The 21,309-nt window shown below is 63.3% G+C and carries 20 protein-coding genes; all 20 read left to right on the forward strand.

All coding sequences use genetic code 11. The features are described 5' to 3' along the window. Positions 1 to 81: 81 nt before the first annotated feature. The 20 genes from ACODSK_RS14730 (at position 82) to nuoL (ending at position 21,275) form a co-directional block, all read left to right on the forward strand. Positions 82 to 522, forward strand: coding sequence for an NUDIX hydrolase (locus tag ACODSK_RS14730; protein WP_489017064.1), 441 nt, complete (start codon positions 82 to 84; stop codon positions 520 to 522). A 70-nt stretch (positions 523 to 592) separates the two neighbouring features. Next, positions 593 to 1,717, forward strand: coding sequence for a tRNA 2-thiouridine(34) synthase MnmA (gene mnmA, locus ACODSK_RS14735; RefSeq protein ID WP_489017065.1), 1,125 nt, complete (start codon positions 593 to 595; stop codon positions 1,715 to 1,717). Next, on the forward strand, positions 1,714 to 2,334 hold the full coding sequence (hflD, locus tag ACODSK_RS14740) for a high frequency lysogenization protein HflD (RefSeq protein ID WP_489017067.1): 621 nt from the start codon (positions 1,714 to 1,716) through the stop codon (positions 2,332 to 2,334). The genes mnmA and hflD overlap by 4 nt, the downstream gene beginning before the upstream one ends. A gap of 89 nt (positions 2,335 to 2,423) precedes the next feature. Continuing rightward, complete coding sequence (gene purB, locus ACODSK_RS14745; protein WP_489017068.1) at positions 2,424 to 3,794, forward strand: adenylosuccinate lyase; 1,371 nt, start codon at positions 2,424 to 2,426, stop codon at positions 3,792 to 3,794. 82 nt (positions 3,795 to 3,876) lie between these two features. Beyond that, the gene (locus ACODSK_RS14750; protein WP_489017070.1) at positions 3,877 to 5,046 is read left to right on the forward strand and encodes a ribosomal protein uL16 3-hydroxylase; all 1,170 of its coding nucleotides are present in this window, start codon (positions 3,877 to 3,879) and stop codon (positions 5,044 to 5,046) included. Continuing rightward, positions 5,039 to 5,470 carry a GNAT family N-acetyltransferase gene (locus ACODSK_RS14755; RefSeq protein ID WP_489017072.1) on the forward strand — a complete coding sequence of 144 codons (432 nt, stop codon included), beginning with the start codon at positions 5,039 to 5,041 and terminating at the stop codon, positions 5,468 to 5,470. The genes ACODSK_RS14750 and ACODSK_RS14755 overlap by 8 nt, the downstream gene beginning before the upstream one ends. A 141-nt stretch (positions 5,471 to 5,611) precedes the next feature. Then, the gene (locus tag ACODSK_RS14760) at positions 5,612 to 6,346 is read left to right on the forward strand and encodes a secretin N-terminal domain-containing protein (protein ID WP_489017074.1); all 735 of its coding nucleotides are present in this window, start codon (positions 5,612 to 5,614) and stop codon (positions 6,344 to 6,346) included. 527 nt (positions 6,347 to 6,873) lie between these two features. Next, the gene (gene aceA, locus ACODSK_RS14765; protein WP_075803220.1) at positions 6,874 to 8,199 is read left to right on the forward strand and encodes an isocitrate lyase; all 1,326 of its coding nucleotides are present in this window, start codon (positions 6,874 to 6,876) and stop codon (positions 8,197 to 8,199) included. Positions 8,200 to 8,346: 147 nt separating this feature from the next. Continuing rightward, positions 8,347 to 9,012, forward strand: a complete 666-nt coding sequence (locus ACODSK_RS14770) for a lysoplasmalogenase (RefSeq protein WP_489017076.1) — start codon at positions 8,347 to 8,349, stop codon at positions 9,010 to 9,012. 356 nt (positions 9,013 to 9,368) lie between these two features. Continuing rightward, complete coding sequence (locus tag ACODSK_RS14775; protein ID WP_009400986.1) at positions 9,369 to 9,782, forward strand: NADH-quinone oxidoreductase subunit A; 414 nt, start codon at positions 9,369 to 9,371, stop codon at positions 9,780 to 9,782. 10 nt (positions 9,783 to 9,792) lie between these two features. Then, complete coding sequence (locus ACODSK_RS14780) at positions 9,793 to 10,470, forward strand: NADH-quinone oxidoreductase subunit B (RefSeq protein WP_330077033.1); 678 nt, start codon at positions 9,793 to 9,795, stop codon at positions 10,468 to 10,470. A gap of 77 nt (positions 10,471 to 10,547) precedes the next feature. Continuing rightward, positions 10,548 to 12,329 carry an NADH-quinone oxidoreductase subunit C/D gene (gene nuoC, locus ACODSK_RS14785; RefSeq protein ID WP_489017078.1) on the forward strand — a complete coding sequence of 594 codons (1,782 nt, stop codon included), beginning with the start codon at positions 10,548 to 10,550 and terminating at the stop codon, positions 12,327 to 12,329. A gap of 2 nt (positions 12,330 to 12,331) precedes the next feature. After that, a complete protein-coding gene (gene nuoE, locus ACODSK_RS14790; RefSeq protein ID WP_042125476.1) occupies positions 12,332 to 12,829 on the forward strand; it encodes an NADH-quinone oxidoreductase subunit NuoE in 498 nt (165 codons plus the stop codon). Next, the gene (gene nuoF / locus ACODSK_RS14795; RefSeq protein WP_489017079.1) at positions 12,826 to 14,190 is read left to right on the forward strand and encodes an NADH-quinone oxidoreductase subunit NuoF; all 1,365 of its coding nucleotides are present in this window, start codon (positions 12,826 to 12,828) and stop codon (positions 14,188 to 14,190) included. Before nuoE ends, nuoF begins: the two co-directional genes overlap by 4 nt. Positions 14,191 to 14,323: 133 nt before the next feature. Further along, positions 14,324 to 17,038, forward strand: a complete 2,715-nt coding sequence (nuoG, locus tag ACODSK_RS14800; protein WP_489017081.1) for an NADH-quinone oxidoreductase subunit NuoG — start codon at positions 14,324 to 14,326, stop codon at positions 17,036 to 17,038. After that, entirely contained in the window at positions 17,035 to 18,042 is a 1,008-nt protein-coding gene (nuoH, locus tag ACODSK_RS14805) for an NADH-quinone oxidoreductase subunit NuoH (protein ID WP_489017082.1), read from the forward strand. The genes nuoG and nuoH overlap by 4 nt, the downstream gene beginning before the upstream one ends. An 11-nt stretch (positions 18,043 to 18,053) precedes the next feature. Next, positions 18,054 to 18,602 carry an NADH-quinone oxidoreductase subunit NuoI gene (gene nuoI, locus ACODSK_RS14810; protein WP_042125483.1) on the forward strand — a complete coding sequence of 183 codons (549 nt, stop codon included), beginning with the start codon at positions 18,054 to 18,056 and terminating at the stop codon, positions 18,600 to 18,602. A 9-nt stretch (positions 18,603 to 18,611) separates the two neighbouring features. Then, on the forward strand, positions 18,612 to 19,112 hold the full coding sequence (gene nuoJ, locus ACODSK_RS14815; protein ID WP_489017084.1) for an NADH-quinone oxidoreductase subunit J: 501 nt from the start codon (positions 18,612 to 18,614) through the stop codon (positions 19,110 to 19,112). Between the two features lie 4 nt (positions 19,113 to 19,116). Beyond that, the gene (gene nuoK / locus ACODSK_RS14820) at positions 19,117 to 19,425 is read left to right on the forward strand and encodes an NADH-quinone oxidoreductase subunit NuoK (protein WP_476743321.1); all 309 of its coding nucleotides are present in this window, start codon (positions 19,117 to 19,119) and stop codon (positions 19,423 to 19,425) included. Further along, positions 19,422 to 21,275 carry an NADH-quinone oxidoreductase subunit L gene (nuoL, locus tag ACODSK_RS14825; protein ID WP_489017085.1) on the forward strand — a complete coding sequence of 618 codons (1,854 nt, stop codon included), beginning with the start codon at positions 19,422 to 19,424 and terminating at the stop codon, positions 21,273 to 21,275. The genes nuoK and nuoL overlap by 4 nt, the downstream gene beginning before the upstream one ends. Positions 21,276 to 21,309: the final 34 nt, after the last annotated feature.

Consider the following 21,309-nt stretch of genomic DNA (forward strand, 5'->3'; position numbering starts at 1 on the left):
TCGTAATCGCGGCGGTCCGGCGTCCCGGTGAACCCGCTCCCACAGGGCTCGCGTAGCCAGAACACCAAAAAGGAACCCAGCATGACCTGGCAACCCCACATCACCGTCGCCACCGTCGTCGAAGACCAGGGCCGCTTCCTCTTCGTCGAGGAGTTCAAGGCCGGCAAGCACGTCTTCAACCAGCCCGCCGGCCACCTCGAAGCCAACGAAACCCTGCTCCAGGCCGCACTACGGGAAACCCTCGAAGAAACCGCCTGGGACGTCGAGCTGACCGGCGTGGTCGGCATCTACCTCTACACTGCCCCGAGCAACGGCGTGACCTACCAGCGCATCTGCTTCGCCGCAAAACCCGTCAGGCACCATGCCAACCGCGCCCTGGACAGCGATATCGTCCGCGCCGTATGGATGACCCGCGAAGAACTCCTCGCCGACCCGCAGCGCTGGCGCAGCGAGCTGGTACCGCAATGCATCGAGGATTACCTGGGCGGGCCGCTGCACAGCCTGGACCTGATCCGCAACTGAGCGCGCCTTTAGCCTTGCCGGGCGCAGCCTGATAGAATCGTCGTCTTTTTCCAGATACGCACCCATACCCATGTCCGAGCCAGCTCTCCAAGACCCCGAAAAGACCCGCGTGATCGTCGGCATGTCCGGCGGCGTGGATTCTTCCGTTTCCGCCCTCCTGCTGATGGAGCAGGGCTACCAGGTGGAAGGCCTGTTCATGAAGAACTGGGAAGAGGACGACGGCACCGAGTACTGCACCGCCCGCGAAGACCTGGCCGACGCCCAGGCCGTGTGCGACCGCATCGGCATCAAGCTGCACACCGCCAACTTCGCTGCCGAGTACTGGGACAACGTCTTCGAGCACTTCCTCGAGGAATACAAGGCCGGCCGCACGCCCAACCCGGACATCCTGTGCAACCGGGAAATCAAGTTCAAGGCCTTCCTCGACTACGCCCTGTCCCTCGGCGCCGACCTGATCGCCACCGGCCACTACGTGCGCCGCCGCGATATCGACGACCGCACCGAACTGCTCAAGGGCCTGGACCCGAACAAGGACCAGAGCTACTTCCTCCACGCCGTCGGCGGCGAGCAGATCGCCCGCACCCTGTTCCCGGTGGGCGAACTGGAGAAGCCGGAAGTCCGCGCCATCGCCGAGAAACACGGTCTGGCCACGGCGAAGAAGAAGGACTCCACCGGCATCTGCTTTATCGGCGAGCGCCGCTTCAGCGACTTCCTCAAGCAATACCTGCCGGCCCAGCCCGGCGAAATCCAGACCACCGACGGCGAAGTCATCGGCCGCCACCACGGCCTGATGTACCACACCATCGGCCAGCGCCAGGGCCTCGGCATCGGCGGCCTCAAGGACGCCGGCGACGAGCCGTGGTACGTGCTGGAAAAGGACCTCGCGCGCAACGTGCTGGTAGTCGGCCAGGGCAACGAACACCCCTGGCTGTTCTCCCGCGCCCTGCTCGCCTCGGAAATCTTCTGGGTCAACCCGATCGACCTCTCCATGCCACGCCGCCTGACCGCCAAGGTGCGCTACCGCCAGAGCGACCAGGACTGCACCCTGGAACGCACCGGGAACGGCTACCGCGCCACCTTCGACGAGCCGCAGCGCGCGGTAACCCCCGGCCAGTCCGTGGTGTTCTACGACGGTGAAGTCTGCCTCGGCGGCGGCGTGATCGAGATCGCCGAGCCGTGGAGCGCTCGCGCATGACCCAGACCCAGGAGCAATTGATTGCCCTCGGCGGCGTATTCCAGGCCGCCGTACTGGTGGACCGCATCGCCCGTACCGGCAGCGCCAGCGAGGCCGATATCGGCTGCATGCTCGGTAGCCTGCTGGTCCGCGACCCCAAGGACACCCTGGAAGTCTTCGGCGGCGACGACCTGAACCTGCGCGATGGCTACCGCGCCCTGGCCAGCGCCCTGGAGCGCGACCCCGGCAGCCTGCAGCGCGAACCGCTGCGCTATGCCCTGTCGATGCTCGGCCTGGAACGCCAGTTGGCCAAGCGCGGCGACATGCTGGAGACCATCGGCAACCGCCTGCCACAGATCCAGTCCCAGGCCGATCATTTCGGCCTGGTCCACGACAACGTGATCGCTTCCAGTGGCGCGCTGTACCAGGACACCCTGAGCACCCTGCGCCAACGCATCCAGGTCCACGGCGACATGCGCCATCTGCAACAAACCAACAACGCGTCGAAGATCCGCGCCCTGCTGCTTGCCGGCATCCGCGCCGCGCGCCTCTGGCGCCAGCTCGGCGGACACCGCTGGCAGCTGGTGTTCAGCCGCCGCAAGCTCCTGCGCGAGCTCTACCCGATGCTTCGCGGCTGACAAATACCTTTTGTCAGCCACCCGACCCGGGCGCGATTTTCATGTATGATATGCGCCCTCTTAAAAGCCTGACTGTCCGAGAACACGCCATGCAGCTCTCTTCGCTCACCGCGGTTTCCCCTGTAGACGGCCGCTACGCCGGCAAAACCCAGGCCTTGCGCCCCATCTTCAGCGAATACGGCCTGATCCGTTTCCGCGCCCTGGTCGAAGTCCGCTGGCTGCAGCGCCTGGCTGCCCACCCGCAGATCGCCGAAGTCCCGGCCTTCTCCGCCGAAGCCAACGCCCTGCTCAACGGCCTGGCCGATGAGTTCGCCCTTGAGCACGCCGAGCGCGTCAAGGAAATCGAGCGCACCACCAACCACGACGTCAAGGCGATCGAATACCTGCTCAAGGAGCAGGCGGCCAAACTGCCGGAACTGGCCAAGGTCAGCGAATTCATCCACTTCGCCTGCACCAGCGAGGACATCAACAACCTGTCCCACGCCCTGATGCTGCGCGAAGGCCGTGACAACGTCCTGCTGCCACTGATGCGCCAGATCGCCCAGTCGATCCGCGAACTGGCCCACCGCTTCGCCGAAGTGCCGATGCTGTCGCGCACCCACGGCCAGCCCGCCTCGCCGACCACCCTGGGCAAGGAACTGGCCAACGTCGTCTACCGCCTGGAGCGCCAGATCGCCCAGGTCGCCGCCGTGCCGCTGCTGGGCAAGATCAACGGCGCCGTAGGTAACTACAACGCCCACCTGTCGGCCTACCCGCAGATCGACTGGGAAGCCAACGCCCGCGCCTTCATCGAAGACGAGCTGGGCCTGGTGTTCAACCCGTACACCACGCAGATCGAGCCGCACGACTACATCGCCGAGCTGTTCGACGCCATCGCCCGCTTCAACACCATCCTCATCGACTTCGACCGTGATGTCTGGGGGTACATCTCGCTGGGCTACTTCAAGCAGAAGACCGTTGCCGGCGAAATCGGCTCCTCGACCATGCCGCACAAGGTCAACCCGATCGACTTCGAAAACTCCGAAGGCAACCTGGGCATCGCCAACGCTCTGTTCCAGCACCTGGCCAGCAAACTGCCGGTCTCGCGCTGGCAGCGTGACCTGACCGACTCCACCGTGCTGCGCAACCTCGGTGTCGGCTTCGCCCACAGCGTGATTGCCTACGAAGCCAGCCTGAAAGGCATCGGCAAGCTGGAAATCAACACCAGCCGCATCGCCGACGACCTGGACGCTTGCTGGGAAGTCCTGGCCGAGCCGATCCAGACCGTGATGCGCCGCTACAACATCGAAAACCCCTACGAGAAGCTCAAGGAGCTGACCCGTGGCAAGGGCATCAGCCCTGAAGCGCTGCAGACTTTCATCGATGGCCTGGACATGCCTGCCGACGCTCGCGAAGAGCTGAAGAAGCTGACCCCTGCCAGCTACATCGGTAACGCAGCGGAGCAAGCCAAGCGCGTCTGATCTGCGACCCGCGTTTTAACGCCCGGCCGAGCCGGGCGTTTTTATTCCTGAAAGAAAATTGTCTTTTTTCAATAGGTTAACCATGAATCCTGATACCCCACTGCAGCTTCTCGGCGGTTTGACCGCGCGCCAGTTCATGCGCGACTACTGGCAGAAAAAACCGTTGCTGGTCCGTCAGGCCTTTACCGATTTCGAAAGCCCCATCGATGCCGACGAACTGGCCGGCCTCGCCCTGGAAGAAGAAGTCGAGTCGCGCCTGGTCCTCGAACACGGCGAAACCCCGTGGGAACTGCGCCGCGGCCCGTTCAACGAAGACACCTTCGGCACCCTGCCGGAGCGTGACTGGACCCTGCTGGTGCAGTCGGTCGACCAGTTCGTCCCGGAAGTCGCCGAACTGCTCGAACACTTCCGCTTCCTGCCAAGCTGGCGCATCGATGACGTGATGATCAGCTTCGCAGCGCCCGGCGGCAGCGTCGGCCCGCACTTCGACAACTACGACGTGTTCCTGCTCCAGGGCCACGGCAAGCGCAAGTGGAAAGTCGGACAGATGTGCAACAGCGAAAGCCCGCTGCTGGAACACGCCGACCTGCGCATCCTCGCCGACTTCGAGCAGAGCGACGAATGGGTCCTGGAACCCGGCGACATGCTCTACCTGCCACCGCGCCTGGCCCACTATGGCATCGCCGAAGACAACTGCCTGACCTACTCGGTCGGCTTCCGCGCCCCGAGCGCCGCTGAAGTGCTGACCCACTTCACCGACTTCCTCGGCCAGTTCCTCACTGACGAAGAGCGCTACAGCGACGCCGACGCCCAGCCGGTCAGCGACGACCCGCACCAGATCCAGCACGACGCGCTGGGCCGCCTGAAGTCCCTGCTCAACGAGCACATGGGCGACGAGCGCCTGCTGCTGACCTGGTTCGGCCAGTTCATGACCGAGCCACGCTACCCGGAACTGGTCAGCGGCGAAGAGCTCAACGAAGAAGAGCTGGTCGACAGCCTGGAACAGGGCGCGATCATCATCCGCAACCCGAGCGCGCGCCTGGCCTGGTCGGAAGTGGACGACAACCTGCTGCTGTTCGCCAGCGGCCAGAGCCGCCTGCTGCCGGGCAACCTGCGCGAGCTGCTGAAACTGATCTGCTCCGCCGACGCTCTGCATATCGAGAATCTGGGCGAGTGGCTGGGCGACGAAGTCGGCCTGGAACTGGTCTGCCAACTGGTCAAGCAAGGAAGCCTGGGGTTCGCCAATGAATAAGATCAAGGTCCGCCTGGCCGACTGGCAGAAGGACAATGCGGATATCCGCCGTATCCGTGAGGCGGTGTTCATCGCCGAGCAGAACGTGCCACCAGAGCTGGAATGGGATTCGGACGACAACGAGGCCATCCACTTCCTCGCCGTCGAGGATGACTACGCCATCGGCACCGCCCGCCTGCTGCAGGACGGCCAGATCGGCCGGGTCTCGGTGCTCAAGGACTGGCGCGGACTGAAGGTCGGCGATGCACTGATGCAGGCCGCGATCATCGAAGCCCAGAACCGCGACCTGAGCCAGCAGATGCTGACGGCGCAGGTGCATGCCACGGCGTTCTACGAGCGCCTCGGGTTCCGGGTGGTCAGCGAGGAGTTCCTGGAAGCCGGGATTCCCCATGTAGACATGGTTCGCGACTCTAAACCGCTGTGACCTTGATCGCTGGCAAGCCAGCTCCCACAAAGCTCGTGGGAGCTGGCTTGCCAGCGATGAGGCCCGCAAAACCACAGCAAATCCTCCCGAGCGCAAACAATCTTTGCCATCATGTCCACTCCACCCGCGGAGACCATGGACATGTCGCTACGCCCCCTGCTTGCCTCCCTGCTTCTGTCGCTCAGCCTCAGCGCTGCAGCCGCCACCGAAGTACTCCCCCTGAACCACCGCACCAGCGCGGAAATCCTCCCCACCGCCCAGTCCTTCATCGGCAAGGACGGCACCGTCAGCGCCTTCGAAAACAAGCTTATCGTCAAGGCCGAACCCGGCAAGATCGACGAACTTCGCACCCTGCTCCGCGATCTTGATACCGCGCCCAAGCGCCTGCTGATCAGCGTCGACAACAACGACAGCAACTTCCAGGACAACCGTGGCAACACCCGGATCATTCGCTACGGCACCGCCAATCGCGAGGGCGGCTTGCAGCAGGTCCAGGCCAGCGAAGGTACTCCGGCGCTGATCCAGGTCGGCCAGAGTATTCCTGTCACCAGCACCCAGACCGACAGCTACGGCCGCCTGCAGAGCCAGACCGAGTACCGCAACGTCACCCAGGGGTTCTATGTCACCGCCAGCGTCTCGGGTGAAACCGTTCACCTGGCCATCAGCACCAACAATGACCGCATGAGCCAGGAACGTCCCGATGTAGTGAAAGTACAAAGCACCGACACAAAGGTCACCGGCAAGCTGGGCGAATGGATCACCCTGGCGGGGGTCAATGGTCAAAGTCAGGCCGAACGCTCTGCCTCGGCCCTCTCCTACTCCACCCAGCGCGGTGAAAACATGACTTTGCGGGTAAAAGTCGACGAATTGGACTGACCCCAGGGAAATCAAGGCCTCGACCAACGGCCTTGAAACTGACTGACGAGTCGTATTAGACCAAAGATGTAGTGGAGTGAAAAAACCACTACAAAACATTTGACGACCTCAAATCGCAGAGGCATGATGGCCCCGCTCCCGCTAATCAGGGGCCCTGGCAAGGGCCTTCGGGTCGCGCTTCGAACCTACCCCCGAAGCCGATTCGTGTCTGTACAGCCCACAAGGCGCGTTGGACGAGATTACGACTGGAACGAAGTTGTCCCGAGGGACGGAAGCGCATCAAACGGTACATGGCACACCCTGATCGAAGCAGCACGGCAACCACGAGCCAACCTGCCCGACAGCTGCCGGCACCCGCTCGCCTCCTCCTCCGAGCCCCATCGTTCACCGTCGCGATTTCGCCCGACTAGACTGATTCAACGCCAGCGTCCCTGAGCCGCGAGCATTCGGTGCTGCCCCTGTAAGAAACAGCGCAGCCGACAGAGCGAACAATTTTCACCAAGACCTATGCGACGAGGTTTATTTCCATGGCACTGACACGCGAACAGCAAATTGCAGCCCTCGAAAAAGACTGGGCCGAGAACCCGCGCTGGAAAGGCGTGACCCGTACCTACACCGCTGCCGATGTCGTCCGTCTGCGTGGTTCGATCCAGCCAGAGCACACCCTGGCTCGCCTGGGTGCGGAAAAACTGTGGAACCTGGTGACCAAGGGCGCACACCCGTCCTTCCGCCCTGAGAAAGATTTCGTCAACTGCATGGGCGCCCTGACCGGTGGCCAGGCAGTCCAACAGGTCAAGGCCGGTATCCAGGCTATCTACCTGTCCGGCTGGCAAGTGGCTGCCGATAACAACTCGGCCGAATCCATGTACCCAGACCAGTCGCTGTACCCGGTGGACTCGGTTCCAACCGTGGTCAAGCGCATCAACAACTCGTTCCGTCGCGCCGACCAGATCCAGTGGAAAGCCGGCAAGAACCCTGGCGACGAAGGCTACGTCGACTACTTCGCACCCATCGTGGCTGACGCCGAAGCCGGTTTCGGCGGCGTACTGAACGCCTACGAGCTGATGAAGAACATGATCGAAGCAGGCGCCGCCGGCGTTCACTTCGAAGACCAGCTGGCTTCCGTGAAGAAATGCGGCCACATGGGCGGCAAGGTACTGGTTCCAACCCAGGAAGCCGTACAGAAGCTGACCGCTGCCCGTCTGGCAGCCGACGTTGCCGGCGTACCGACCATCATTCTGGCCCGTACCGACGCCAACGCCGCTGACCTGCTGACCAGCGACTGCGACCCGTACGACCAGCCGTTCGTGGTGGGTGACCGTACTCCGGAAGGCTTCTACAAGGTGCGCGCCGGCCTCGACCAGGCCATCGCCCGCGGCCTGGCCTACGCCCCGTACGCCGACCTGATCTGGTGCGAAACCGCCAAGCCGGACCTGGACGAAGCCCGTCGCTTCGCCGAAGCGATCAAGAAGGAATACCCGGACCAGATCCTGTCCTACAACTGCTCGCCTTCCTTCAACTGGAAGAAGAACCTGGACGACGCGACCATCGCCAAGTTCCAGCGCGAGCTGTCGGCCATGGGCTACAAGCACCAGTTCATTACCCTGGCCGGTATCCACAACATGTGGCACGGCATGTTCAACCTGGCGCACGACTACGCCCGCAACGACATGACCGCCTACGTCAAGCTGCAGGAGCAGGAGTTCGCTGACGCTTCGAAGGGCTACACCTTCGTTGCCCACCAGCAGGAAGTCGGCACCGGCTACTTCGACGACATGACCACCGTGATCCAGGGTGGCAAATCTTCGGTTACCGCCCTCACCGGCTCCACCGAAGAAGAGCAGTTCCACTGATCTGACCGATCGGTGACATTCGGGTGACACCCGCGGCCCGGAACCTGTGATGGGGTTCCGGGCCGCGGCTTTTTCATCCCCGACAATACCCGGCAAGGCGTAATACTTTGGCTATGCTTGCTGCACGCCAACGGACAAGGACCGGCCATGCCCCGCTCCGCCACGCTTTGCAGCCTCGCCGTGATCGGCGGCGCCCTCTATATATATGCAACGGCTAGCGCCAACACCTGGCTTGCCTTCGCAGCCAAGCCACTACCAGTGCTGACCCTTATGCTCTGGATCGCCAGCGCACCCCAAGGGACCTACCGGCGCTGGATCCTGACCGGCCTTGGCTTTTCCATTCTTGGCGACCTGGCGCTGGCCTGGCCCGCCGACCTGTTCGTCATCGGCCTGGCCGCCTTCTTCTGCGCCCACCTCGCCTACCTGCGCGCCTACCTCGACCACACCCACAGAAGCGCACCTGGCGCGCTGCTGATCGCAGCTGCCTGTGGCAGCGTCCTGTTCGGCGTGCTGGCCTGGAATGGCCTGGGGGATCTGCTGATACCGGTAGCGGCCTATGCGCTGGTCATCAGCGCCATGCTTTGGCGCGCCCTCGCCTGCGCCGGCCTGGCAGCCATCGGCGCAGTCAGCTTCGTGCTCTCGGACAGCCTGATCGGCATCGATCGCTTCGTCAGCCCGTTTGCCGCCGCGCCTTACCTGATCATTCTGCTCTACTGGCTCGGCCAGTGGGCCATAGCCGCCTCGGCGCACCGGCAACAAGGATTCACCGAACCTTTGACCCAGGCCGCAACGCCAGCGAACAAAAGCGTCTAGAACGCAGGTTGCAAATAACTTGCAGGAAGAAAGTCGATGAACTTCTTAGTTGACTTGAACAGTAGGAATAACAGGAGATCGTCAAATGATATTAATTATCATTTCGAAACTTGCGATTCTTTACATACTGCAAGAAACATAATTAACGAAACCGCGGCCAATGCCCGAAATACAAGGGCTACAGGCACTTACGAAAGATTTTTGTTCTTAATCCTACGAATAAATTTGCCGGAGAAATTTTACTTGCACCAGGTTTACCCATAAAATCAGCGCGATAGATCCCGCTGCGACATATCGTCACTGCTCTAAACTCTTTTTACGCTCAGAGACCACGTGCTCTGTTAAGGATTCTCAGCATGCCCGATTCGACCGGACTGATCGCCCACAACTGGGGTTTCGCCATTTTCCTGTTGGGTGTCGTCGGCCTCTGCGCCTTCATGCTCGGCCTGTCCAGCCTGCTCGGTAGCAAGGCCTGGGGTCGCAGCAAGAACGAACCATTCGAATCCGGCATGCTGCCTACCGGCGGCGCTCGTCTGCGCCTGTCGGCCAAATTCTATCTGGTCGCGATGCTGTTCGTGATCTTCGATATCGAAGCCCTCTTTCTCTTTGCATGGTCTGTGTCCGTCCGCGAAAGCGGCTGGACCGGATTCGTCGAAGCTCTCGTTTTCATAGCAATTCTGTTGGCAGGTCTTGTCTACCTTTGGCGGGTCGGGGCGCTCGATTGGGCTCCCGTGGGTCGCCGCAAGCGGCAAGCGAAGCTGAAACAATGAGGCTTTGGCAATGCAATACAATCTCACCAGAATCGATCCGGATGCGCCCAACGAGCAGTATCCAATCGGAGAACGGGAAACCGTCTCCGATTCGCTGCTAGAGGACCAGGTCCACAAGAACATCTTCATGGGCAAGCTCGAAGATGTCTTGAGTGGCGCGGTCAACTGGGGTCGCAAGAACTCCCTGTGGCCATACAACTTCGGCCTGTCCTGCTGCTACGTGGAGATGACCACGGCGTTCACCGCGCCGCACGACATCGCCCGTTTCGGCGCCGAAGTGATCCGGGCATCCCCGCGTCAGGCCGACTTCATGGTCGTCGCCGGCACCTGCTTCATCAAGATGGCGCCGATCATCCAGCGCCTGTACGAGCAGATGCTGGAGCCGAAGTGGGTCATTTCCATGGGTTCGTGCGCCAACTCCGGCGGCATGTACGACATCTACTCGGTCGTCCAGGGGGTCGACAAGTTCCTCCCCGTGGATGTCTACGTACCCGGCTGCCCGCCTCGCCCTGAAGCATTCCTGCAAGGCCTGATGCTGTTGCAGGAATCGATTGGCCAGGAGCGACGCCCTCTTTCCTGGGTCGTCGGCGATCAAGGCGTGTACCGCGCCGAGATGCCGGCCCAGAAAGATCTGCGCCGTGAACAGCGTATGCAGGTGACCAACCTGCGCAGCCCCGACGAAGTCTGATCCAGCGACCTGCCGCCCGTTCCCAGGAACCGGCGGCCTGGCTTCATTCTCTACGTTGACCGAAAGCGACCGAGACCATGACAGCGGACACCGCTATTTATATTCCGCCTTACAAGGCTGACGACCAGGATGTGGTCGTCGAACTGCACAACCGTTTTGGCGCCGAGGCGTTCACCGCCCAGGACACCCGTACCGGCATGCCGGTGCTGTGGGTTGACCGCGCCCGCCTGATCGAGATCCTCACCTTCCTGCGCAACGTCGCCAAGCCGTACAGCATGCTGTACGACCTGCATGGTGTCGACGAGCGCCTGCGCACCCAGCGCCGCGGCCTGCCGGGTGCCGACTTCACCGTGTTCTACCACCTGCTCTCGGTGGAACGTAACAGCGACGTGATGATCAAGGTTTCCCTCAGCGAAACCGACCTGAGCGTGCCGACCGTCACCGGTATCTGGCCGAACGCCAACTGGTACGAGCGCGAAGTCTGGGACATGTTCGGCATCGACTTCCCGGGCCACCCGCACCTGACCCGGATCATGATGCCGCCGACCTGGGAAGGTCACCCCCTGCGCAAGGACTTCCCGGCCCGCGCCACCGAGTTCGATCCGTTCACCCTGAACCTTGCCAAGCAGCAACTGGAAGAAGAAGCCGCGCGCTTCAATCCGGAAGCCTGGGGCATGAAGCGCCAGGGCGCGAACGAGGACTACATGTTCCTCAACCTCGGCCCCAACCACCCGTCCGCCCACGGTGCCTTCCGTATCGTCCTGCAGCTGGACGGTGAAGAGATCGTCGACTGCGTCCCGGACATCGGCTACCACCACCGTGGTGCCGAGAAGATGGCCGAGCGTCAGTCCTGGCACAGCTTCATCCCGTACACCGACCGCATCGACTACCTCGGCGGCGTGATGAACAACCTGCCGTACGTGCTCGCGGTCGAGAAACTGGCCGGGATCAAGGTTCCGCAGAAAGTCGACACCATCCGCGTGATGCTGGCCGAGTTCTTCCGTATCACCAGTCACCTGCTGTTCCTGGGTACCTACATCCAGGACGTCGGCGCCATGACCCCGGTGTTCTTCACCTTCACCGACCGTCAGCGCGCCTACACCGTGATCGAAGCCATCACCGGTTTCCGCCTGCACCCGGCCTGGTACCGCATCGGTGGCGTCGCCCACGACCTGCCACGCGGCTGGGACAAGCTGGTCAAGGACTTCGTCGAATGGCTGCCCAAGCGCCTCGACGAGTACACCAAGGCTGCCCTGCAGAACAGCATCCTCAAGGGCCGCACCATCGGCGTTGCCCAGTACAACACCAAGGAAGCCCTGGCCTGGGGCGTCACCGGTGCCGGCCTGCGTTCCACCGGCCTCGACTTCGACCTGCGCAAGGCCCGTCCTTATTCCGGCTACGAGAACTTCGAGTTCGAAGTACCGCTGGCCCACAACGGCGATGCCTACGATCGCTGCATGGTCCGTGTCGAGGAGATGCGCCAGAGTATCCGCATCATCGACCAGTGCCTGCGCAACATGCCGGAAGGCCCGTACAAGGCGGATCACCCGCTGACCACGCCGCCGCCGAAAGAGCGCACCCTGCAGCACATCGAAACCCTGATCACCCACTTCCTGCAGGTTTCGTGGGGCCCGGTCATGCCGGCCAACGAATCCTTCCAGATGATCGAGGCGACCAAGGGCATCAACAGTTACTACCTGACGAGCGACGGCGGCACCATGAGCTACCGCACCCGGATTCGCACGCCGAGCTACCCGCACCTGCAGCAGATCCCTTCGGTGATCCGCGGCAGCATGGTCGCGGACCTCATCGCGTACCTGGGCAGTATCGACTTCGTTATGGCTGACGTGGACCGCTAAGCATGAACAGCACGCTTATCCAAACCGACCGTTTCGCCCTGAGCGAAACCGAGCGCTCGGCCATCGAGCACGAGATGCATCACTACGAGGACCCGCGCGCGGCGTCCATCGAAGCCCTGAAGATCGTCCAGAAGCAGCGCGGCTGGGTGCCGGACGGCGCCATCCATGCCATCGGCGAGATCCTCGGCATCCCGGCCAGCGACGTCGAAGGCGTGGCCACCTTCTATAGCCAGATCTTCCGCCAGCCGGTCGGTCGCCACATCATCCGCGTGTGCGACAGCATGGTCTGCTACATCGGCGGCCACGAATCCGTGGTCGGCCAGATCCAGAGCGAACTGGGCATCGGCCTCGGCCAGACCACCCCGGACGGCCGCTTCACCCTGCTGCCGGTGTGCTGCCTGGGCAACTGCGACAAGGCCCCGGCCCTGATGATCGACGACGACACCTTCGGTGACGTGCAGCCGGCCGGTGTTGCCAAATTGCTGGAGGGTTACGTATGACCATCACTTCCTTCGGCCCGGCCAACCGCATCGCGCGCAACGCCGAGACCCATCCGCTGACCTGGCGCCTGCGTGACGACGGCGAGCCGATCTGGCTCGACGAGTACCAGGCCAAGAACGGCTACGCCGCCGCGCGCAAGGCGTTCTCGCAGATGTCCCAGGACGATATCGTCCAGACCGTCAAGGACTCCGGCCTCAAGGGCCGTGGTGGCGCGGGCTTCCCCACTGGCGTGAAGTGGGGCCTGATGCCGAAAGACGAATCCATGAACATCCGCTACCTGCTGTGCAACGCGGACGAAATGGAACCGAACACCTGGAAGGACCGCATGCTGATGGAGCAACAGCCCCATCTGCTGGTCGAGGGCATGCTGATCAGCGCCCGCGCCCTCAAGGCCTACCGCGGCTACATCTTCCTGCGTGGCGAATACACCACTGCCGCCCGCAACCTCAACCGCGCCATCGATGAAGCCAAGGCCGCCGGCCTGCTGGGCAAGAACATCCTCGGCAGCGGTTTCGATTTCGAGCTGTTCGTGCACACCGGTGCCGGCCGCTACATCTGCGGTGAAGAAACCGCACTGATCAACTCGCTGGAAGGCCGCCGCGCCAACCCGCGCTCCAAGCCGCCCTTCCCTGCCGCCGTCGGCGTCTGGGGCAAGCCGACCTGCGTCAACAACGTCGAGACCCTGTGCAACGTGCCGGCCATCGTCGATGGCGGCGTCGACTGGTACAAGTCGCTGGCCCGCGAAGGCAGCGAAGACCACGGCACCAAGCTGATGGGCTTCTCCGGCAAGGTGAAGAACCCGGGCCTGTGGGAGCTGCCATTCGGCGTCACCGCCCGCGAGCTGTTCGAGGACTACGCCGGCGGCATGCGCGACGGCTACAAGCTCAAGTGCTGGCAGCCAGGCGGCGCCGGTACCGGTTTCCTGCTCCCCGAGCACCTCGACGCCCAGATGTACGCCGGCGGCATCGCCAAGGTTGGCACCCGGATGGGTACCGGCCTGGCCATGGCGGTGGACGACAGCATCAGCATGGTTTCCCTGCTGCGCAACATGGAAGAGTTCTTCGCCCGCGAATCCTGCGGCTGGTGCACCCCATGCCGCGACGGCCTGCCATGGAGCGTGAAAATGCTGCGCGCCCTGGAAAAAGGCCAGGGCAAGCGCGAGGACATCGACACCCTGCTGCAGCTGGTCAACTTCCTCGGCCCTGGCCGTACCTTCTGTGCTCACGCACCGGGTGCCGTCGAGCCGCTGGGCAGTGCCATCAAATACTTCCGTCCCGAGTTCGAGGCCGGTGTCGCCCCAGCAGCCGCTGGTGACACCCTGCGCCCGAACCTGGCGAAGCCGATTGTGGTCGGCGCATAACAAGATGAAAAAGCGGAGGGTCCGTGCTCTCCGCCAGCCACGCAGGCTCGCCCGAATGATTCGCGCGAGCCGCGGGCACACCGATTTCCATTAGCCACACCCGCTCACGCGGGCCAACGAAGAACTTTGAACCATGGCCACTATCCACGTAGACGGCAAAGCGCTCGAAGTCAACGGTGCAGACAACCTGTTACAGGCCTGTCTGTCGCTCGGCCTCGACATCCCTTATTTCTGCTGGCACCCGGCGCTCGGTAGCGTCGGCGCCTGCCGGCAGTGCGCGGTCAAGCAGTACACCGACGAGAACGACACCCGTGGTCGTATCGTCATGTCCTGCATGACCCCTGCCTCCGACGGCACCTGGATTTCCATCGACGATGACGAATCCAAGGCGTTCCGCGCCAGCGTCGTCGAATGGCTGATGACCAACCACCCGCACGACTGCCCGGTCTGCGAGGAAGGCGGTCACTGCCACCTGCAGGACATGACGGTAATGACCGGCCACAACGAGCGCCGCTACCGTTTCACCAAGCGTACCCACCAGAACCAGGAACTCGGCCCGTTCATCGCCCACGAGATGAACCGCTGCATCGCCTGCTATCGCTGCGTGCGCTACTACAAGGACTACGCCGGCGGTACCGACCTGGGCGTCTACGGTGCCCACGACAACGTCTACTTCGGCCGCGTCGAGGACGGTGCCCTGGAGAGCGAGTTCTCCGGCAACCTGACCGAGGTCTGCCCGACCGGTGTGTTCACCGACAAGACCCACTCCGAGCGCTACAACCGCAAGTGGGACATGCAGTTTGCCCCGAGCATCTGCCATGGCTGCTCCAGCGGCTGCAACATCAGCCCCGGTGAGCGTTACGGCGAACTGCGCCGGATCGAAAACCGCTTCAACGGCTCGGTCAACCAGTACTTCCTGTGTGACCGCGGCCGCTTCGGCTACGGCTACGTCAACCGCACCGACCGTCCGCGCCAGCCGCTGCTGGCCGACGGCTCCAAGCTGAGCCTGGACGCCGCCCTGGACAAGGCCGCCGACCTGCTGCGCGGCCGCAACATCGTCGGTATCGGCTCGCCCCGCGCCAGCCTGGAAAGCAACTACGGCCTGCGCGAGCTGGTCGGTGCCGAGCACTTCTACTCGGGTATGGAAGCCGCTGAACTGGAGCGCGTGCGCCTGGTCCTGCAAGTGCTGAACGACAGCCCGCTGCCGGTGCCTACCCTGCGCGACATCGAAGACCACGACGCCGTGTTCGTCCTCGGTGAAGACCTGACCCAGACCGCTGCCCGCGTCGCCCTGGCCGTGCGCCAGGCCACCAAGGGCAAGGCCGAGGCCATGGCCGAAGCGATGAAAGTCCAGCCGTGGCTCGACGCCGCGGTGAAGAACATCGGCCAGCACGCGCTGTACCCGCTGTTCATCGCCAGCCTGGCCGAAACCAAGCTGGATGACGTCGCCGAGGAATGCGTGCACGCCGCCCCGGCCGACCTGGCCCGTATCGGTTTCGCCGTGGCCCACGCCATCGACCCAAGCGCCCCGGCCGTCGAAGGCCTGGACCCCGAAGCCCTGGAACTGGCCAAGCGCATCGCCGATGCCCTGGTCGCCGCCAAGCGCCCTCTGATCGTTTCCGGTGGCTCGCTCGGCGAGAAAGCCCTGATCGAAGCCGCGGCGAACATCGCCAAGGCCCTGAAACTGCGCGAGAAAGCCGGCTCCCTGAGCCTGGTGGTACCGGAAGCCAACAGCATCGGCATGGCCATGCTCGGTGGCGATTCCGTCGATGCCGCTCTGGACGCCGTGATCTCCGGCAAGGCCGACGCCATCGTCGTACTGGAAAACGACCTGTACGCCCGCGTACCGGCCGCCAAGGTCGATGCCGCGTTCGCCGCCGCCAAGGTGATCATCGTTGCCGATCACTCCAAGACCGCGACCACCGACCGTGCCCACCTGGTACTGCCGGCTGCTTCGTTCGCCGAAGGCGACGGTACCCTGGTCAGCCAGGAAGGTCGCGCCCAGCGCTTCTTCCAGGTGTTCGATCCGACCTACCTGGACAGCAGCAACCTGGTCCATGAGGGCTGGCGCTGGCTGCACGCCCTGCGTGCGACCCTGCTCAACAAGCCGGTGGACTGGACCCAGCTGGACCACGTCACCAGCGCCACCGCCGCTGCCGCGCCGCAACTGGCCGGCATCGTCAATGCCGCACCGTCCGCCGCGTTCCGTATCAAGGGCATGAAAATGGCCCGCGAACCGCTGCGCTACTCCGGTCGTACCGCCATGCGCGCCAACATCAGCGTGCACGAGCCGCGTACCCCGCAGGACAAGGACAGCGCCTTCGCCTTCTCCATGGAAGGCTACTCCGGCTCCGCCGAACCGCGCTCGCAAGTGCCGTTCGCCTGGTCGCCGGGCTGGAACTCGCCGCAAGCCTGGAACAAGTTCCAGGACGAGGTCGGTGGCCACCTGCGTGCAGGCGACCCGGGCACCCGCCTGATCGAGTCCCAGGGCGATCGCCTGAACTGGTTCGCCGCCGTACCGGGCGCCTTCGCCCCGGCCCGTGGCACCTGGCAGGCGGTGCCGTTCTACCACCTGTTCGGCAGCGAGGAGAACTCTTCCCGCGCCGCCCCGGTACAGGAACGCATCCCGCAGCCTTACGTCGCGCTGGCCAAGTCGGAAGCCGACCGCCTGGGCGTCAACGAAGGTGCCCTGCTCAGCCTGAACGTAGCCGGCCAGACCCTGCGCCTGCCGCTGCGTATCAATGAAGAACTGGGCGCTGGCCTGGTCGCGCTGCCGAAAGGCCTGGCCGGTATTCCGCCAGCCATCTTCGGTGCATCCGTCGAAGGCCTGCAGGAGGCAGCACAATGAGCTGGTTCACCCCCGAAGTGATCGATGTGATCATCGCCGTCGTCAAGGCCATCGTGGTCCTGCTCGCGGTGGTGGTCTGCGGCGCGCTGCTCAGCTTCGTCGAGCGGCGCCTGCTGGGCTGGTGGCAGGACCGTTACGGTCCGAACCGCGTCGGCCCGTTCGGCATGTTCCAGATCGCTGCCGACATGCTGAAAATGTTCTTCAAGGAAGACTGGAACCCGCCCTTCGTCGACCGCATGATCTTCACCCTGGCACCCGTGGTGGCCATGAGCGCCCTGCTGATCGCCTTCGTGATCATCCCGATCACCCCGACCTGGGGTGTCGCGGACCTGAACATCGGCCTGCTGTTCTTCTTCGCCATGGCGGGTCTGTCGGTGTACGCCGTACTGTTCGCCGGCTGGTCGTCGAACAACAAGTACGCCCTGCTCGGCAGCCTGCGGGCCTCGGCCCAGACCGTGTCCTATGAAGTGTTCATGGGCCTGGCGCTGATGGGCGTGGTGGTTCAGGTCGGTTCGTTCAACATGCGCGACATCGTCGAGTACCAGGCGCAGAACCTGTGGTTCATCATTCCGCAGTTCTTCGGCTTCTGTACCTTCTTCATCGCTGGCGTGGCCGTGACTCACCGTCACCCATTCGACCAGCCGGAAGCGGAACAGGAACTGGCCGACGGCTACCACATCGAATATGCCGGCATGAAATGGGGCATGTTCTTCGTCGGCGAGTACATCGGCATCATCCTGGTGTCGGCGCTGCTGGTAACCCTGTTCTTCGGTGGCTGGCACGGTCCGTTCGATATCCTGCCGCAGATCCCGTTCATCTGGTTCGCCCTGAAGACCGGCTTCTTCATCATGCTGTTCATCCTGCTGCGCGCCTCGATCCCGCGCCCGCGCTATGACCAGGTGATGGACTTCAGCTGGAAGTTCTGCCTGCCGCTGACCCTGCTCAATTTGCTGGTGACCGCTGCGATCGTGTTGCTCAACACGCCAGCTGTTGCGGCCCAGTGAGGATCTGACCCATGTTCAAATATATTGGCGACATCGTTAAAGGCACCGGCACCCAGCTGCGCAGCCTGGTGATGGTGTTCTCCCACGGGTTCCGCAAGCGCGACACCCTGCAATACCCGGAAGAGCCGGTCTACCTGCCGCCACGCTACCGTGGCCGTATCGTCCTGACCCGCGACCCCGATGGCGAAGAGCGCTGCGTAGCGTGCAACCTGTGCGCCGTGGCCTGCCCGGTGGGTTGCATCTCGCTGCAGAAAGCCGAGACCGATGACGGACGCTGGTACCCGGAGTTCTTCCGCATCAACTTCTCGCGCTGCATTTTCTGCGGCCTCTGCGAGGAAGCCTGCCCGACCACCGCTATCCAGCTCACCCCGGATTTCGAAATGGCCGAGTTCAAACGTCAGGACCTGGTGTACGAGAAAGAAGATCTGCTGATCTCCGGCCCCGGCAAGAATCCCGACTACAACTTCTACCGTGTTGCAGGTATGGCCGTTGCCGGCAAGCCGAAAGGCGCCGCGCAGAACGAAGCCGAGCCGATCAACGTGAAGAGCTTGCTCCCTTAAGGAAGAAAGATGGAATTCGCTTTCTATTTCGCATCCGGCGTTGCCGTGGTGTCCACCCTGCGGGTGATCACCAACACCAACCCCGTGCACGCCCTGCTCTACCTGATCATCTCCCTGATCGCCGTGGCGATGACCTTCTTCGCCCTCGGCGCGCCGTTCGCCGGCGCCCTGGAAGTGATCGCCTACGCCGGTGCCATCATGGTGCTGTTCGTCTTCGTGGTGATGATGCTCAACCTGGGCCCGGCTTCGGTCGCCCAGGAGCGTGGCTGGCTGACCCCCGGTATCTGGGCCGGGCCGGTCGCGCTGGCCGCGCTGCTGCTGGCCGAACTGCTCTACGTGCTGTTCAGCACCCAGAGCGGCGCAGCCATCGGTCACACCACCGTCGACGCCAAGGCGGTCGGCATCAGCCTGTTCGGTCCGTACCTGCTGGTGGTCGAACTGGCCTCCATGCTGCTGCTCGCTGCGGCGGTCACGGCCTTCCACGTCGGCCGCAACGAGGCGAAGGAGTAATCACATGCCTGCAATCCCGTTGGAACACGGCCTGGCTGTCGCCGGCATCCTGTTCAGTCTCGGTCTGGTCGGCCTGATGGTCCGCCGCAACATTCTCTTCGTGCTCATGAGTCTGGAAATCATGATGAACGCCTCGGCACTGGCGTTCATCGTCGCGGGCGCCCGCTGGGGCCAGCCGGATGGACAGGTGATGTTCATCCTGGTGATCAGCCTGGCAGCCGCCGAGGCCAGTATCGGCCTGGCGATCCTGCTGCAGCTGTATCGCCGCTTCCACACTCTCGATATCGATGCAGCCAGTGAGATGCGCGGATGAACCTTCTCTTCCTGACTTTCGTATTCCCCCTGATCGGCTTCCTGCTGCTGTCGTTCTCCCGTGGTCGCTTCTCGGAGAACCTCTCGGCGCTGATCGGTGTCGGCTCGATCGGCCTGTCGGCGATCGTCGCCGCCTGGGTGATCTTCCAGTTCAACGTCGCGCCACCGGAAAACGGCGTGTACTCGCAACTGCTGTGGACGTGGATGTCGGTCGACGGCTTCGCCCCGACCTTCACCCTGCACCTGGACGGCCTGTCGGTGACCATGCTTGGCGTGGTGGTCGGCGTCGGCTTCCTGATCCACCTGTTCGCCTCCTGGTACATGCGCGGTGAAGCGGGCTACTCGCGCTTCTTCTCCTACACCAACCTGTTCATTGCCAGCATGTTGTTCCTGATCCTGGGCGACAACCTGCTGTTCATCTACTTCGGTTGGGAAGGCGTGGGCCTGTGCTCGTACCTGTTGATCGGTTTCTACTACAGCAACCGCAACAACGGTAACGCGGCACTGAAAGCCTTCATCGTCACCCGTATCGGCGACGTGTTCATGGCCATCGGCCTGTTCATCCTGTTCCAGCAGCTCGGCACCCTGAACATCCAGGAACTGCTGGTGCTGGCCCCGCAGAAGTTCCAGGCGGGCGACACCTGGATGGTCCTGGCGACCCTGATGCTGCTCGGTGGTGCGGTCGGTAAATCCGCCCAGCTGCCGCTGCAGACCTGGCTGGCCGACGCGATGGCCGGTCCGACCCCGGTTTCGGCACTGATCCACGCCGCAACCATGGTTACCGCTGGCGTCTACCTGATCGCTCGTACCCACGGCCTGTTCCTGCTGGCACCGGACGTACTGCACCTGGTCGGCGTGGTCGGCGGCGTAACCCTGGTCCTGGCCGGCTTCGCTGCCCTGGTACAGACCGACATCAAGCGTATCCTCGCCTACTCGACCATGAGCCAGATCGGCTACATGTTCCTCGCCCTGGGCGTCGGTGCCTGGGATGCGGCGATCTTCCACCTGATGACCCACGCCTTCTTCAAGGCCCTGCTGTTCCTTGCTTCCGGTGCGGTGATCGTTGCCTGCCACCACGAGCAGAACATCTTCAAGATGGGCGGCCTGTGGAAGAAACTGCCGCTGGCCTACGCCAGCTTCGTGGTCGGTGGTGCGGCCCTGGCGGCCCTGCCGCTGGTCACCGTGGGCTTCTATTCCAAGGACGAAATCCTCTGGGAAGCCTTCGCCAGCGGTAACACCGGCCTGCTGTACGCCGGCCTGGTCGGTGCCTTCATGACCTCGCTGTACACCTTCCGCCTGATCTTCATCGCCTTCCACGGCGAAGCCAAGACCGAAGCCCATGCCGGCCACGGTATTTCCCACTGGCTGCCGCTGGGCGTGCTGATCGTCCTGTCGACCTTCGTCGGTGCCTGGATCCACCCACCGCTGGCCGGCGTCCTGCCGGAAAGCGCGGGCCATGCCGGCGGCGAAGCCAAGCACAGCCTGGAAATCGCCTCGGGCGCCATCGCCATCGCCGGTATCCTGCTGTCGGCCCTGCTGTTCCTCGGCAAGCGTCGCTTCGTCACGGCCGTCGCCAACAGCGGCATCGGTCGCCTGCTCTCGGCCTGGTGGTTCGCCGCCTGGGGCTTCGACTGGATCTACGACAAGCTGTTCGTCAAGCCTTACCTGCTGATCAGCCACATCCTGCGCAAGGACCCGGTGGACCGCACCATCGGCCTGATCCCGCGCATGGCCCGTGGCGGCCACGCCGCCATGAGCAAGACCGAAACCGGTCAGCTGCGCTGGTACACCGCTTCGATCGCCGTCGGTGCCGTGCTGGTACTCGGCGCTGTTTTGATGGCTGCGGTCTGATATGAACCTTGCGACTTTGCGAAAGGAATTGAGC

The sequence above is a fragment of the Pseudomonas sp. FG98 genome, from assembly GCF_057808595.1.